The organism is Shinella sp. 1A1, assembly GCF_055379515.1.
In genome coordinates, this window is record NZ_AP039671.1 from 487,971 (window position 1) to 503,004 (window position 15,034).

Consider the following 15,034-nt stretch of genomic DNA (forward strand, 5'->3'; position numbering starts at 1 on the left):
CGCAATTCATTCAGGGAGAGAAATGTGACCACCATTATCGATGGGAAGCAGGTTGCCGCTTCCGTGATTGACGCCGTGAAAGCCGCGACCGTCGCGCTCGAACAGGACGCCGGCTTCAAGCCCGGTCTTGCTGTCGTCATCGTCGGCGACGATCCGGCCAGCCACGCCTATGTTTCCTCCAAGAGCCGCATGGCCAAGGAATGCGGCTTCAATTCCGTCCAGCACACGCTGCCGGAGGAGACGACGCAGGAAGAGCTTGCCCGTCTGGTGGAAACGCTGAATGCCGACGAGACCATCCACGGCATCCTCGTGCAGCTTCCGCTCCCGAAACACCTCGATTCCGACCCGATCATCCAATCGATCCGGCCCGAGAAGGACGTCGACGGCCTGCATGTCGTCAATGCCGGCAAGGTGGCGACGGGCGATCTCGACGGCGGCCTTGTCTCCTGCACGCCGGCCGGCGCCATGGTCTTCGTGCGCCGCATCCACGGCAACGATCTCTCCGGCCTCAATGCCGTGGTGATCGGCCGCTCCAACCTCTTCGGCAAGCCGATGTCGGCCCTGCTGCTCGCCGCCAATGCGACGGTGACGACGGCCCATTCGCGCACGAAGGACCTCGCCGCCGTCTGCCGCAACGCCGATATCCTCGTCGCTGCCGTCGGCCGGCCGGAGATGGTGAAGGCCGATTGGGTCAAGCCCGGCGCGACCGTCATCGATGTCGGCATCAACCGCGTTCCCGCGCCGGAAAAGGGTGAGGGCAAGTCGCGCCTCGTCGGCGACGTCGCCTTCGAGGAATGCGCGAAGGTCGCGGGCGTCATCACGCCGGTTCCCGGCGGCGTCGGCCCCATGACCATCGCCATGCTGATGGCCAATACGGTGATTGCCGCCTATCGCAAGGCCGGCAGGACACCGCCGAAGTTCTGAACCGCTTCCCGCAAAAGGCGCCCTCGGGGCGCCTTTTCATCTGGCGGGTGCCGGCCCCGTGGAGGCGCGCACGATGAGGTCCGCCTTCCACAGTTCCTGCTGCGGCACCGTTTCGAGCTGCAGGATCTCCGCGATGAGCCGCCGCGCGATGCGCTGGCCGGCGGCGCGTAGCGACGAGCGCGTCGTCGTCAGCGGCACCATGAAGTTCTCCGGCTTCAGCATCGGCAGCACGTCGTCATGGGCGATGAGCGAGATATCCGTGCCCAGTTTCAGGCCGGCCTGGCTGATCGCCCGCACGGCCCCGAGCGCCAGCACGGTGCTGGAGCAGAGCACGGCCGTCGGCGGCGTCTCCAGCCGGAGGAAACGCTCCATGGCGCGGAAGCCGTATTCGTCCGTCATCTGCGAATGCTGTACGCACTCCTCGCGCAGCACGAGCCCGTATTCGCCGAGCGCCCGCTCGGTGCCCTTGCGGCGGCGCATCGCGAAGGTGAGGTAGTCCGGTCCGTTGATGAGGGCGAAGTGCCGGTGACCGAGCTGGGTGAGCAGCCGCGCCGCATCGTAGAAGAGGCCGGTATTGTCGATGTCGAGGAAGGGATAGTCGGACGGGATGCCGATGGAACGCCCATGCACGATGAAGGGTGTCTTGAGCGACTTCATCATGGCGATGCGCGGGTCCTTCTCGCGCATATAGGCGAAGAACAGCGCATCCACATTGCCGCTTGCCACCAGCCGCCGGCAGGTGGCGACCTCGTCCTCGGGATGGCTCGGGTTGATGACGAAGTGGAAGTCGTGCTTGACCGCCTCGTCGCCGAGCCCGGCCAGGAACTCGCCGAAATGCACGTCGGACTGGATGCCGTCGGCCGTCGGCATGACGAGGCCGATGGAGCCGGCGCGGCCGGTCGCAAGGCGCTGGGCCGCACGGTTGGGGCGGTAGCCGGTCTCCCGGACGGCATCGAGCACGCGCTGGCGGGTTTCGGCATTGACCTCCGGATAACCGTTCAAAGCCCTGCTCACGGTTGTCTGGGAGAGGCCCAGCAATTGCGATAACTGCTTGAGATTCACATGCTTAGCTTTCTAGAACCATTCAAAGCGCTTTGGATTTCTGGCGCGCATATCTCCGGATTGTCCCAAGGCGCCCCGGCATCTAACATCAGCAAATCCGCGAGTAAAAGCGGATTTGGGCTTTTTGCGTTGCAAAACTACGCTGCGCTGCGTCAGCCTCGCGCCTTTCGTTCAAGTCGGGAAGGGTACTTGACGAAGGCGCGGGGGAAATGGGATGAAAGTGCATCCAAAGCGCTTTGAATTTGGGGGCGTTTTTGAAAATGCCCGCCCGGGGAGAGGGCGGGTTTGCTATGGGAGGCAAATCAGGTGAAGAAGACCTTGTTGATGACCGCTGCCCTCGCGCTCTTCATGGCGGGCGGCGCCGTTTCGGCCGATCTGAAGTTCAAGCCCGGCGAGGATTCCCGGTTCAACTGGCAGAGCCTGGAGGATTTCGGGAAGGGCCACGACCTCAAGGGCCAGACGCTCACTATTTTCGGCCCCTGGCGCGGCGAGGACGAAGCGCTCTTCAAGAATGTCTATGCCTATTTCGTCGAGGCGACGGGCGTCGACCTGAAATACTCCTCCTCCGAGAACTACGAGCAGCAGATCGTCATCGACACGCAGGCCGGCAGCCCGCCGGACGTCGCCATCCTGCCGCAGCCGGGTCTCATCGCCGACCTCGCCTCCAAGGGTTACCTGACGCCGCTCGGCGACGAGACCAAAAAGTGGCTGCTCGACAACTATGCCGCCGGCCAGTCCTGGGTCGATCTTTCGACCTTCAAGGGCAAGGACGGCACGGCCGCGCTCTATGCCTTCCCCTACAAGATCGACGTGAAGTCGCTCGTCTGGTACGTGCCCGAAAACTTCGAGGACGCCGGCTATGAAGTGCCGAAGACCATGGAAGACCTCAAGGCGCTGACGGAAAAGATCGTCGCCGATGGCGGCACGCCCTGGTGCATCGGCCTCGGTTCCGGCGGCGCCACCGGCTGGCCGGCGACCGACTGGGTCGAGGACCTGATGCTGCGCACGGCATCGCCGGAAACCTACGACAAGTGGGTCAAGAACGAGATTCCCTTCACTGATGCCGCCGTGGTCGGCGCGCTCGACGAATTCGGCTGGTTCGCCAAGAACGACACGTTCGTCGACGGCGGCGCGGCGGCGGTCGCCTCCACCGACTTCCGCGACAGCCCGAAGGGCCTCTTCGCCTCGCCGCCGAAATGCTACCTGCACCACCAGGCATCGTTCATCCCGTCCTTCTTCCCGGAGGGCACGGTGGTCGGCCAGGACGCGGACTTCTTCTACATGCCGCCCTATGCCAGCAAGCCGGAGCTCGGCAACCCGGTCCTCGGCGCCGGCACACTCGCCATGATCACCAGGGACACACCCGCCTCGCGCGCCTTCATCGAGTTCCTCAAGACGCCGATCGCCCATGAGGTCTGGATGGCGCAGTCGAGCTTCCTGACGCCCTTCAAGAGCGCCAACAAGGAAGCCTATGCCAATGCCCCGATGAAGAAGCAGGGCGAGATCCTGCTCGATTCGACGACCTTCCGCTTCGACGGTTCCGACCTGATGCCGGGCAAGATCGGCGCGGGCGCGTTCTGGACGGGCATGGTCGATTTCGTCGGCGGCAAGTCGGCCAACGACGTCGCGGCCGATATCCAGAAGGCCTGGGACGCCATCAAGTAATCCGGCGAACCGGCCGGCATCCGCCGGCCGGTTTCCCACGCATGCGAAGTGCACCGGACATGTGGCAAGGCCACGTGGACGATCGATGCGCCTCCGAGGGTTCTTGAGGGGAGCATTCCTGGGGAGGAGCTGCCATGTCGCAATTGTTATTCGCCGTCTTCACAATGGTCGGGGGCGTGCTCGCCTGTGCCGCCTATTTCTTTGGGACCAACTGGCTGCTCGACAGGATATTCCCCTCCAAGGGACGGACGGGGGCCGAGGCGTCCCGCAACCTCAGGATCACCAATGCCATCCGGCCGTGGCTCTTCATGGCGCCGGCGCTCTTCGCGCTCGCCATCTATCTCGTCTATCCCGTCTTCGAATCGGTGCGCCTCTCCTTCCACGACCGTTCCGGCACCCGCTTCGTCGGCTTCAGCAATTTCGCCTGGATGATCAATGACGGCGAGTTCCGCCAGTCGATCTTCAACAATTTCCTCTGGCTGCTGGTGGTGCCGGCGCTCGCCACCTTCTTCGGCCTCGTCATCGCCGCGCTCACCGACCGCATCTGGTGGGGCAATATCGCCAAGACCCTGATCTTCATGCCGATGGCGATCTCCTTCGTCGGCGCCGCCGTCATCTGGAAGTTCGTCTACGATTTCCGCTCGGAAGGCTCCGAGCAGATCGGCATCCTCAACGCCGTCGTCGTCGCCCTCGGCGGCACGCCCGAGGCGTGGATGACCATTCCCTTCTGGAACAACTTCTTCCTCATGGTGATCCTGATCTGGATCCAGACCGGCTTTGCCATGGTCATCCTCTCCGCCGCGCTGCGCGGCATTCCGGAAGAGACCATCGAGGCGGCCGTCATCGACGGGGCGAACGGCTTCCAGATCTTCTTCAAGATCATGGTGCCGCAGATCTGGGGCACGATCGCCGTCGTGTGGACGACGATCACCATCCTCGTCCTCAAGGTTTTCGACATCGTGCTCGCGATGACCAACGGCCAGTGGCAGACGCAGGTCCTGGCCAACCTGATGTTCGACTGGATGTTCCGCGGCGGCGGCGATTTCGGGCGCGGCGCGGCCATCGCAGTCGTCATCATGATCCTCGTCGTTCCGATCATGATCTGGAACATCCGCAACGCCACCCGGGAAATGGAAGGCCATTGAGATGATCGCATCGTCCCGTTCGCCGCTCATCATCCTCGTCCATCTTTCGGTCCTGCTGCTCGTCGCGCTCTGGACGCTGCCGACCGCGGGCCTGTTGATCTCCTCGCTGCGCGACAAGGACCAGCTCGCCGTCTCCGGCTGGTGGACGGCGCTCTCCACCTCCTCGCAGAACCTCACCGGCCGCGCTGCCGCGCCGGATGCCCAGGTCGAGCGTGATGGCAAGTTCGTCATCTCCGGCAACCTGACGGAGGGCGGCTCGGCGAAGGTCTCGGCCTTCGGCGTCCGCCCCATGCAGCCCGCCGCCTTCGAGCCGGGCACGGCCGCCGATATCGGCGACGGCCAGACGCTGACCGTCAACGAGGACGGCAGCTACGAACTCGTCTCGCCGGCGAGGATGGAAGGCACGCGCGGCCAGCGCATCTTCTACACCGCCTCCGTCCCGCCGCGCTTCACGCTCGACAACTATCGCGAGGTGCTGAGCGCCGCCGGCATCGGCTCGTCCTTCATCAATTCGCTGACGGTGGCGATCCCCTCGACCATCATCCCGATCCTCGTCGCCGCCTTCTGCGCCTATGCGCTCGCCTGGATGCCGTTTCCCGGCCGGGCGGTCCTCATCGCGGTCATCGTCGGCCTGCTCGTCGTGCCGTTGCAGATGTCGCTGATCCCTCTGCTCCGGCTCTATAACGGCGTCGGCGTCTTCTTCGGCGTGCCGGCCAAGACTTATGTCGGCATCTGGCTCGCCCATATGGGCTTCGGCCTGCCGCTCGCCATCTACCTCCTGCGCAACTACATGGCCGGCCTGCCGCGCGAGATCATGGAATCGGCCCGCGTCGACGGCGCGTCCGATTTCGACATCTTCGTGAAGATCATCCTGCCGCTCTCCTTTCCGGCGCTCGCCTCCTTCGCCATCTTCCAGTTCCTGTGGACATGGAACGACCTGCTCGTCGCCATGGTCTTCCTCGGCACGGGTAATGACGAGCTGGTGCTGACCGGGCGCCTCGTGAACCTCCTCGGCTCGCGCGGCGGCAACTGGGAAATCCTCACGGCCTCCGCCTTCATCACCATTGTCGTCCCCCTTATCGTCTTCTTCAGCCTGCAGCGCTATCTCGTGCGCGGCCTGCTGGCGGGATCGGTCAAGGGCGGCTGACGCATACCTATAGGACAAGCAGAATGACGACCTCGGATTCCACCCTTCTCACGCCGGACAAGGACTGGTGGCGCGGCGCGGTGATCTACCAGATCTATCCGCGCTCCTTCCAGGACACCAATGGCGACGGGATCGGCGATCTCAAGGGCATCACCGAGCGCCTTGCCCACGTCGCGTCCCTCGGCGTGGACGCGATCTGGATTTCGCCCTTCTTCACCTCGCCGATGAAGGATTTCGGCTACGACGTCTCGGATTATCTCGATGTCGACCCGATCTTCGGGGAGCTTGCCGATTTCGACGCGCTGATCGCCGAGGCCCACCGGCTCGACATCCGCGTGATGATCGATCTCGTGCTGTCGCACACCTCCGACAGGCATCCCTGGTTCGTCGAAAGCCGCTCGCGGCGGACCAATCCCAAGGCGGACTGGTATGTCTGGGCGGATTCGAAGCCCGACGGCACGCCGCCCAACAACTGGCTGGCGATCTTCGGCGGTTCCGCCTGGCAGTGGGACGCGACGCGCCTGCAATATTACATGCACAACTTCCTGACCTCGCAGCCGGATTTGAACCTGCACAATCCGGAAGTTCAGGACGCGCTGCTCTCCGTCGCCCGCTTCTGGCTGGAGCGCGGCGTCGACGGCTTCCGCCTCGACACGATCAATTTCTATTTCCACGACAAGGAATTGCGCGACAACCCGTCGCTTCCCCCCGAGCGCCGCAACGCGCAGACGGCGCCCGCCGTGAACCCCTACAACTACCAGGAACATCTCTACGACAAGAACCAGCCGGAGAACCTCGAATTCCTGAAACGCTTCCGCGCGCTTCTCGAGGAATTCCCGGCCATCGCGGCGGTCGGCGAGGTGGGTGATAGCCAGCGCGGCCTCGAGATCGCCGGCGAGTACACCTCCGGTGGCGACAAGATGCACATGTGCTACGCCTTCGAGTTCCTGGCGCCCGATCCGCTGACGCCGGCCTTCGTCGCCGAGACGCAGCATGCGCTGGAAAAGGCGGCGCCCGAAGGCTGGGTCTGCTGGGCCTTCTCCAACCATGACGTCATGCGCCATGTCAGCCGCTGGGGCTTCGGCGTGACGGATCACGAGGCGCATGCCAAGCTGCTGGCGAGCCTGCTGATGTCGCTGCGCGGCTCCGTCTGCATCTACCAGGGCGAGGAACTGGCCTTGCCGGAGGCCGAGCTTGCCTACGAGGATCTGCAGGACCCCTACGGCATCCAGTTCTGGCCGGATTTCAAGGGCCGCGACGGCTGCCGCACGCCGATGGTCTGGAGTGCCGGCGAGCAGTCCGGCGGCTTCAGCGATGGCAGGCCCTGGCTGCCGGTCTCGGCCGCCCATCTGGAGCGCGCGGTCGACATGCAGGAGGGCGACGAGGCGTCGGTCCTGTCGCACTACCGCCGCTTCCTCGCCTTCCGCAAGGAGCATGTGGCGCTGGTCAAGGGCGAGATCGAATTCCTTTCGGCCGAAGGGGCGATCCTCTCCTTCGTGCGCAGCCACGGCAACGAGAAGGTCTTCTGCGCCTTCAACATGAGCCCGGTGCCGCGCCTTGCCGACCTGCCGTCCGGCACGCTGGAGGTGCTGGAAGGCCATGGCTTCGCTAGCCTGATGCATGAGGAAAATATAGAACTTCCGGCCTGGAGCGGGTTCTTCGCCCGCTTCGCGTGACGGCTGCGTCAAAACGTAAAGGGGAGAGAGACATGACAGGGCTGGTGCTCAGGGATATCCGCAAGTCCTACGGCGCGGTGGACGTGATCCACGGCATCGATCTCGATATCAAGCAGGGCGAGTTCATCGTCTTCGTCGGCCCGTCCGGCTGCGGCAAGTCGACCCTCCTGCGCATGATCGCGGGCCTCGAAGAGATCACCGGCGGCGACATGACCATCGATGGCGAGCGGGTCAACGACGTACCGTCCTCCAAGCGCGGCATCGCCATGGTCTTCCAGTCCTACGCACTCTATCCGCACATGACCGTCTACGACAACATGGCCTTCGGCATGCGGATCGCCGGCGAGAGCAAGGAGGAGATCGACCGCCGCGTGCGCTCGGCCGCCGATATCCTCCAGCTCACCCAATATCTCGACCGCCTGCCCAAGGCGCTGTCGGGCGGCCAGCGCCAGCGCGTCGCCATCGGCCGCGCCATCTGCCGCGATCCGAAGGTCTTCCTCTTCGACGAGCCGCTGTCGAACCTCGATGCCGCCTTGCGCGTCGCCACCCGCATCGAGATCGCCAAGCTCAACGAGCAGATGGCCGACACGACGATGATCTACGTCACGCACGACCAGGTGGAGGCGATGACGCTCGCCGACCGCATCGTCGTGCTCTCAGCCGGCCATATAGAGCAGGTCGGGCCGCCGCTGGAACTCTACGAGCGCCCGGCGAACCTCTTCGTCGCCCGCTTCATCGGCTCGCCCGCCATGAACATCATCCCGGCAAAGATCACCACGGCCGGTGAGACAACGGCGCTGGAACTGACCGGCGGGCGCACCTCCAGCGTCGATATCCCGACGGCGGCCTCCGAAGTCGGCAAGACGGTGAGCTTCGGCGTGCGGCCGGAAGACCTCCAGATCACCACCGGCGAGGACTTCCTCTTCGAGGGTACCGTCTCCATCGTCGAGGCGCTTGGAGAGGTGACGCTGCTCTATATCGAGGGCCTCGTGCCGGGCGAGCCGATCATCGCGAAGATCCCCGGTATCCTTGCCGTCAGGCGCGGCGACAAGGTCCGCTTCACCGCCGACAAGGCGCGGCTGCATCTCTTCGACGCGGCCGGGAACAGCTACCGTGCCGCTTGAGCGTGGGCGCTGAGACAGGGACGGGCAGCAGGATTTCGCCTTGCCGCTCAACCCGTTATTAAGCCTTGCCGGGCTAGCTTTCCCGCAAATCGAAAGTGCCGGGGCAGCAGGCGGATGAGCATCTATGGGCAAGGGCAGCGGGGCAGCTACCTGAACAAGGAAGAGTCCTTCATGTACGATCGGGAAAAGTCCTTCCCGATGGAGGATACCTGCAACGAGGCCCGCATCGAGTTCACCGAGAGCGGTGGGCTCGTCAACCTCGTCTCCCGCCGCGGCATCATTACCAAGCTCTCACGCAGCGGCGCCGTCATCACCATGACGACCAAGTTCCAGCTGCCGCGCAATTTCTACCTCGACATCGTCAGCGCCCGCATCCCGATGATCGGATGCCTGACGCAGCGCATCTATACGAACGACGTGGTGGAGGCCCGCTTCCTGCGGCTCCTGTCCGACAAGGACCTGCAGCGCATCTTCGTCTACTCGACGCATCGGAACCATCAGGGCCGGACGCTGGATATCTATAGCTGAGGGCTTGGGAGGCGCTGCCCCTCATCCCGCTGCTGCGACCTTCTTCCCGCGAGCGGGGAGAAGGAACTCGTGGCGATGCTTTCCCATGAATTGAAGGAAACCCGCGCGGCAATGTCCCTTCTCCCCGCCTGCGGGGAGAAGGTGGCCGGCAGGCCGGATGAGGGGCCGACCGCCCGATTACGCGAACAGCACGCTCGCCCCATGGTCCGCCGGCCCCGCGATGGCGCGGAAGGGCGCGAAAAGCTCGCGGCCCATGCCGAATTCGTTGCCGGAAAGATCGGCCGTCGCCTGCGGGCGGGCGTCGAATTCCGCGGGGTCCACCAGAACCTCGATGGTGCCATGGGAGGCGTCCAGCCGGATCGTGTCGCCGCTGCGGATGCGGCCGATCGGGCCGTTGTCGACCGCCTCGGGCGTCACGTGAATGGCGGCCGGGACCTTGCCGGAGGCGCCGGACATGCGGCCGTCGGTGAGCAGCGCCACGCGCTGGCCGCGGTCCTGCAGGATGCCGAGCACGGTGGTCAGCTTGTGCAATTCGGGCATGCCATTGGCCTTCGGGCCCTGGAAGCGGACGACCGCGATGAAGTCGCCCGTCAGCTCGCCGTTCTTGAAGGCGACATTGAGCTCCTGCTGGTCATGGAAGACCTTGGCCGGCGCTTCGACGACATGGCGCTCCGGCTTGACGGCGGAGATCTTGATCACCGCCTTGCCGATATTGCCGGTCAGCATCTTCAGCCCGCCGGTCGGCTGGAAGGGCGCCTCGATGCTGGCGAGGATCTTCGGGTCGTGGCTGACCTTCGGTGCCGGCTCGCGGCGCACGCTGCCGTTCTCGCCGAGCCTCGGATCGATCGTATAGGCCTGCAGGCCCTGGCCGTAGACCGTGCGCACGTCGTCATGCAGCATGCCGGTCTTCAGCAGTTCCTGAATGAGGAAGCCCATGCCGCCGGCGGCATGGAAATGGTTCACGTCGGCAAGACCGTTCGGATAGACGCGGGCGAGCAGCGGCACGACGTCGGAAAGGTCGGAAATATCCTTCCAGGTCAGCACGATGCCGGCGGCGCGCGCCATGGCGATGAGGTGCAGCGTGTGGTTGGTCGAACCGCCCGTGGCGTGGAGGCCCACGACGCCGTTGACGATGGACCGCTCGTCGATCATCTCGCCGGCCGGGGTGAACTCGTTGCCCCCGGCGGTGATGGCGAGCGCCCGCTTGGCGGCTTCCTTGGTCAGCGCGTCGCGCAGCGGCGTGCCGGGATTGATGAAGGAGGCGCCGGGCATGTGGAAGCCCATGATCTCCATCAGCATCTGGTTGGAATTGGCGGTGCCGTAGAAGGTGCAGGTGCCCGGGCCGTGATAGGACTTGGATTCGGCCTCCAGCAGCTCGGCGCGGCCGGCCTTGCCTTCCGCATAGAGCTGGCGCACGCGGGCCTTCTCGTCGTTCGGCAGGCCGGAGGTCATGGGGCCGGCGGGAACGAAGACGGCCGGCAGGTGGCCGAAGGTCAGCGCCGCGATGGTGAGGCCCGGCACGATCTTGTCGCAGACGCCGAGATAGACGACCGAATCGAACATGTTGTGCGAGAGGCCGACGCCCGCCGCCATGGCGATGAGGTCGCGCGAGAAGAGCGAGAGCTCCATGCCCGGCTGGCCCTGGGTGACGCCGTCGCACATGGCCGGCACGCCGCCGGCGACCTGCGCCACGCCGCCGGCTTCCCGCGCGGCCTCGCGGATCAGGGCGGGGTAGGTCTCGAAGGGCTGGTGGGCCGAGAGCATGTCGTTATAGGCGGTGATGATGCCGAGGTTGGGGACGCGGTCGCCGGCGAGCGCGTCCTTCTCGGCGGGGGAACAGACCGCAAAGCCGTGCGCGAGGTTGCCGCAGGAGAGCACGGCGCGGTGCACGCCCTTGGAGGCGGCGGCCTGCACGCGCTCCAGATAGGGCAGGCGGTGCGGCTTGGAACGTTCGACGATGCGGGCGGTGATGGCTTCGATGCGTTTGTCGGCGGACATGGGATCTATCCTGACTTTCTCGATTGCATTCTTGCACGGCAAGGCGAGCGGGAAAGCTGCGCCATCCGCGGGGGCAATGGCGTCCCTCGACGCCGGTCATGTTCGGCTTCAGCCGGCCGGGTGCTCTAGGGCGCCCAGTAGATATCGAGCGGCGTCGCCGCGCGCCGGAGAATGGCGCGGATCGGCATCTCGGCCTCCGGCCCGTCCTCCTTTGCAGCGGAAAGAACGTCCATCTTGCCCTGACCCTCGATATGCAGCACCAGAAGGCGGGCATCCTGAAGGCTGGTGAAGGTGAAGGTGAGGCGGGTTTCGCCCGCGCCCTCCGCTTCCATGGTGATCACGCCGCGCGGCGTCTCGGATGAGATCGCCTCGGCAAGGTTGCTGCCGCCGGGGAAGAACGAGGCCGTATGGCCGTCCGTTCCCATGCCGAGAATGACGACGTCGAAGGGATGGCCGAGGCTCGCGGCATCGGCCGAGACGATCTTCGCCGCCTCTTCCGCGCTGCCGGCGTCCCGGTAGAGCGGCAGGAAGGCGGCTGCCTTCGCCTTGCCCTGCAGCAGGTTGTCGGCGACGAGCAGGTGGTTCGAGCGCGGATTGTCCGCCGGCACGAAGCGCTCGTCGACGAGCGTGACCGTCACCTTGCTCCAGTCGATGTCGCGGGTGGAGAGCGCCTTGAAGAAGGCCTTGGGCGTCGAGCCGCCCGACACCGCGAGGCTCGCGCGGCCGCGCGCGGCGATGCCGCCCGCGAGCGCGGCGGAAACCCGGTCCGCCAGCCCCTCGGCCAATGCCGCGCCATCCTTGAATTCATGCAGTTGCGCGCTCATCGGGCTTCCTTACGTTTCGTGCCAGGTGCGGCCGTCGCGCTCGATGAGGGCGATGGCCTGGCTCGGGCCCCAGGTACCGGCGGTGTAGCCCTGCGCCTGCTGGCCGGTCGCTTCCCAGGCCTTCAGGATCGGGTCGACCCAGCGCCATGCGGCTTCCACCTCGTCGCGGCGCATGAAGAGCGTCTGGTTGTTGCGGATGACGTCGAGCAGCAGGCGCTCGTAGGCATCGGCATTGCGCGCGTCGAAGGCCTCGGCGAAGCTCATGTCGAGCGAGACGTTGCGCAGGCGCATGCCGCCCGGGCCGGGGTCCTTGATCATCAGCGACTGCTTGACGCCCTCGTCCGGCTGCAGGCGGATGATAAGCTGGTTGGCCTCGATGCGGCCCGCCGAAGGATCGAAGATCGAATGCGGGATCGGCTTGAAGGTGATGACGATCTCCGACATGCGCGTGGCAAGACGCTTGCCCGTGCGGATGTAGAAGGGCACGCCCGCCCAGCGCCAGTTGCCGATCTCGGCCTTGATGGCGACGAAGGTCTCCGTGTTGGAGACGCCGCCTTCCAGCTCTTCGAGATAGCCCTTGACCGGGCCGCCCGAGGAGGCGCCGGCGCGGTACTGACCGCGCACCGTCAGGCGCTCGACATTGTACTGGTCGATCGGCTTCAGCGCGCGCAGCACCTTGAGCTTCTCGTCGCGCACGGCTTCGGCGTCCATGGAGGAGGGCACTTCCATCGCCACGAGGCAGAGAAGCTGGAGGATATGGTTCTGCACCATGTCGCGCAGCGCGCCGGCCTTGTCGTAATAGCCCGCGCGGCTTTCGAGGCCGACCGATTCGGCGACCGTGATCTGCACATGGTCGATATGGGCGGAGTTCCACAGCGGCTCGTAGAGCGCGTTGGCAAAGCGCAGCGCCATCAGGTTCTGCACCGTCTCCTTGCCGAGATAGTGGTCGATGCGGAATATCTGATCTTCGTGGAAGACCTTGCCGATCGTGTTGTTCAGCTCGTTGGCGGAGGCAAGGTCGCGGCCGATGGGCTTCTCGACGACGATGCGCGTCTGCTTGGTGATGAGCTTGTGGTCGCGGATCTTCTCGGAGATGTCGCCGAAGATGGCGGGCGCGACGGCGAGATAGAAGGCGCGCACGCGGTCCTTGCCCTCGTCCAGCAGGGCCTTCAGCTTGTCCCAGCCGAGCTCGGACTTGGCGTCGACCGCGACATAGAACAGCCGGTCGCAGAAGATCCTGACCTGCTCGTCGTCGAATTCGCCGGCCTTCAGGTGCTCCTTCAGCGCATCGACGGCGAACTTGCGGTATTCCGCATCCGTGAAGGCGGTGCGCGACGCGCCGATGATGCGCGTCGGGTCCGAAAGCTGGCCGGCGAGCTGCCGGTGGTAAAGGGCCGGAAGGAGCTTGCGTTCCGCAAGGTCGCCGGTTCCGCCGAAGACGACATAGTCGAAGGGTTCAACGGGAATGATCTGGCTGCTCATCGGATATCTCGATCTCGTTCTGTTGGCGGGTGTTATAATCTAATCGATTTAAAAACGCCAGCGTGCAACGCAACAAAATCGGTGTTTCCATTCGATCAGAGCCTGTCGCGCAGCGCGTACCACGTCATGGCGAGGAACAGAAGCGGTGAACGGAAGCGCTGACCGCCCGGAAAGGCCGGAATCTTCAGGGCCTTCATCAGGTCGAGGTCGCTGCTGCCGCCCGTCACGTCGTCCGCATAGAGCTTGCCGCAATAGTTTGACAGCATGACGCCATGGCCGGAATAGCCGCCGATGGTGGTGATGCCCGGCATGACCTCGCGCACATAGGGCTTGCGCGGCATGGTGATGCCGACGGAGCCGCCCCAGGCATGGGTGAGCTCGATGCCCTTCAGTTCCGGATAGACCTCCTCGATCTGCCGGCGGATCGGCGGCGTCATGTCGTCGAGGTTTTCCGAATAGGCCTCGCGCCCGCCGAAGAGCAGCCGGCCGTCGCGGGTCTTGCGGAAATAGCGCACGACGAACCGCGTGTCGGCGATGGCCTCGCCGCCGGGAATGACCGAGGGGAACCTGTCGAGCGGCACCGTCGCGCCGATGAAGGAGCGGATCGGCATGACATGCGCCGCCGTCTTCGGCTCCAGGTCGCCGATATAGGCGTTGCAGGCGATCAGCGCCTTGTCGGCGCGGATCATGCCCTTCGCGGTGGTGATCACCGCCTTGCCGCCGGCCCGCTCGATCTTCAGCGCGGGGGTCTTCTCATGCAGGCTGGAGCCGGCGGCCTGCGCGGCGCGGGCGACGCCGACCAGCAGCTTCATCGGGTGGATATGGCCGGTGCCGGTGTCGCGGATGCCGAAGAAGAAGCGCTTCGAGCCGACGCGCTCCTCCGTCTCCGCCCGGTCCATGTAGGTCATGTGCGGATAGTCGTAGCGCGTCGCGGCGATTTCGACGTGATCGCGGAAATCCTTCTCGAAGCTCGCCTTGTGGCTGACATTGAGCTGGCCGGGCACATAGTCGATGTCGAGGTTCTGCGAGGCGGCGAAATCGTGGATATGGCGCTTGGCGTCCTCGGCCATGTTGAAGAGGGCCTTTGCGCGTTCGTAGCCGAGTTCGGCCTCCAGCTCCTCCGCCTCGGCGCGCTGGCCGGTGCCGAGCTGGCCGCCGTTGCGGCCGGACGCGCCGTCGCCGAAGCGATGCGCCTCGATGAGCGTGACGCGGACGCCCTTCCGCGCGAGATTGTAGGCGGCCTGCAGGCCGGTGAAGCCGCCGCCGACGATGGCGACATCGGTCTCCACCGAGCCGTCGAGGGCCGCATATTCGGGGCGCTCGCCGACGCTTGCCTCATACCAGGAGACGCCGGGGGAAATCGGGCTTTGCCAGGGCATTGCACACACTCGTATTCAAGAGGGTGCAGCGGCGCGCCGGGGCGCCGCCGCTCTCAGGGTCTGGTCTCTTGCAGCGGCCC

The 15,034-nt window shown here is 65.2% G+C and carries 12 protein-coding genes; 7 read left to right on the forward strand and 5 right to left on the reverse strand.

Annotated features, from left to right (window positions below; translation table 11 throughout):
• Positions 1-24 precede the first annotated feature (24 nt).
• Positions 25-924 (forward strand): bifunctional methylenetetrahydrofolate dehydrogenase/methenyltetrahydrofolate cyclohydrolase FolD, encoded by a 900-nt coding sequence (folD, locus tag ACZ48C_RS02530; RefSeq protein ID WP_464782085.1) that lies wholly within the window; start codon positions 25-27, stop codon positions 922-924.
• A gap of 36 nt (positions 925-960) precedes the next feature.
• On the opposite strand, the gene ACZ48C_RS02535 is transcribed toward folD, so the two are convergent.
• Complete coding sequence (locus tag ACZ48C_RS02535; protein ID WP_464782086.1) at positions 961-1,986, reverse strand: substrate-binding domain-containing protein; 1,026 nt, start codon at positions 1,984-1,986, stop codon at positions 961-963.
• Positions 1,987-2,310: 324 nt separating this feature from the next.
• On the opposite strand from ACZ48C_RS02535, the gene ACZ48C_RS02540 reads away from it, so the two are divergent.
• The 6 genes from ACZ48C_RS02540 to ACZ48C_RS02565 all read left to right on the forward strand — a co-directional run bounded on the left by ACZ48C_RS02540 (position 2,311) and on the right by ACZ48C_RS02565 (position 9,271).
• A complete protein-coding gene (locus tag ACZ48C_RS02540; protein WP_464782087.1) occupies positions 2,311-3,651 on the forward strand; it encodes an ABC transporter substrate-binding protein in 1,341 nt (446 codons plus the stop codon).
• Positions 3,652-3,785: 134 nt separating this feature from the next.
• Positions 3,786-4,796, forward strand: coding sequence for a carbohydrate ABC transporter permease (locus tag ACZ48C_RS02545; protein ID WP_318910985.1), 1,011 nt, complete (start codon positions 3,786-3,788; stop codon positions 4,794-4,796).
• A 1-nt stretch (position 4,797) separates the two neighbouring features.
• Positions 4,798-5,943 carry a carbohydrate ABC transporter permease gene (locus ACZ48C_RS02550; protein WP_464782088.1) on the forward strand — a complete coding sequence of 382 codons (1,146 nt, stop codon included), beginning with the start codon at positions 4,798-4,800 and terminating at the stop codon, positions 5,941-5,943.
• 23 nt (positions 5,944-5,966) lie between these two features.
• Entirely contained in the window at positions 5,967-7,619 is a 1,653-nt protein-coding gene (gene bglA, locus ACZ48C_RS02555; RefSeq protein ID WP_464782089.1) for a beta-galactosidase BglA, read from the forward strand.
• Between the two features lie 32 nt (positions 7,620-7,651).
• Positions 7,652-8,743 carry an ABC transporter ATP-binding protein gene (locus ACZ48C_RS02560; protein ID WP_464782090.1) on the forward strand — a complete coding sequence of 364 codons (1,092 nt, stop codon included), beginning with the start codon at positions 7,652-7,654 and terminating at the stop codon, positions 8,741-8,743.
• A gap of 114 nt (positions 8,744-8,857) precedes the next feature.
• Positions 8,858-9,271 carry a hypothetical protein gene (locus tag ACZ48C_RS02565; RefSeq protein WP_318910991.1) on the forward strand — a complete coding sequence of 138 codons (414 nt, stop codon included), beginning with the start codon at positions 8,858-8,860 and terminating at the stop codon, positions 9,269-9,271.
• 177 nt (positions 9,272-9,448) lie between these two features.
• On the opposite strand, the gene edd is transcribed toward ACZ48C_RS02565, so the two are convergent.
• From edd to ACZ48C_RS02585, 4 genes are all read right to left on the reverse strand, one after another.
• Positions 9,449-11,269: a phosphogluconate dehydratase gene (gene edd / locus ACZ48C_RS02570; protein ID WP_464782091.1), complete on the reverse strand. Its 1,821-nt coding sequence runs from the start codon at positions 11,267-11,269 to the stop codon at positions 9,449-9,451.
• A 125-nt stretch (positions 11,270-11,394) separates the two neighbouring features.
• Complete coding sequence (gene pgl, locus ACZ48C_RS02575) at positions 11,395-12,093, reverse strand: 6-phosphogluconolactonase (protein ID WP_464782092.1); 699 nt, start codon at positions 12,091-12,093, stop codon at positions 11,395-11,397.
• A 9-nt stretch (positions 12,094-12,102) separates the two neighbouring features.
• Positions 12,103-13,575 carry a glucose-6-phosphate dehydrogenase gene (zwf, locus tag ACZ48C_RS02580; RefSeq protein WP_313194362.1) on the reverse strand — a complete coding sequence of 491 codons (1,473 nt, stop codon included), beginning with the start codon at positions 13,573-13,575 and terminating at the stop codon, positions 12,103-12,105.
• A 95-nt stretch (positions 13,576-13,670) separates the two neighbouring features.
• A complete protein-coding gene (locus ACZ48C_RS02585) occupies positions 13,671-14,954 on the reverse strand; it encodes an NAD(P)/FAD-dependent oxidoreductase (RefSeq protein WP_464782093.1) in 1,284 nt (427 codons plus the stop codon).
• Between the last annotated feature and the right edge of the window lie 80 nt (positions 14,955-15,034).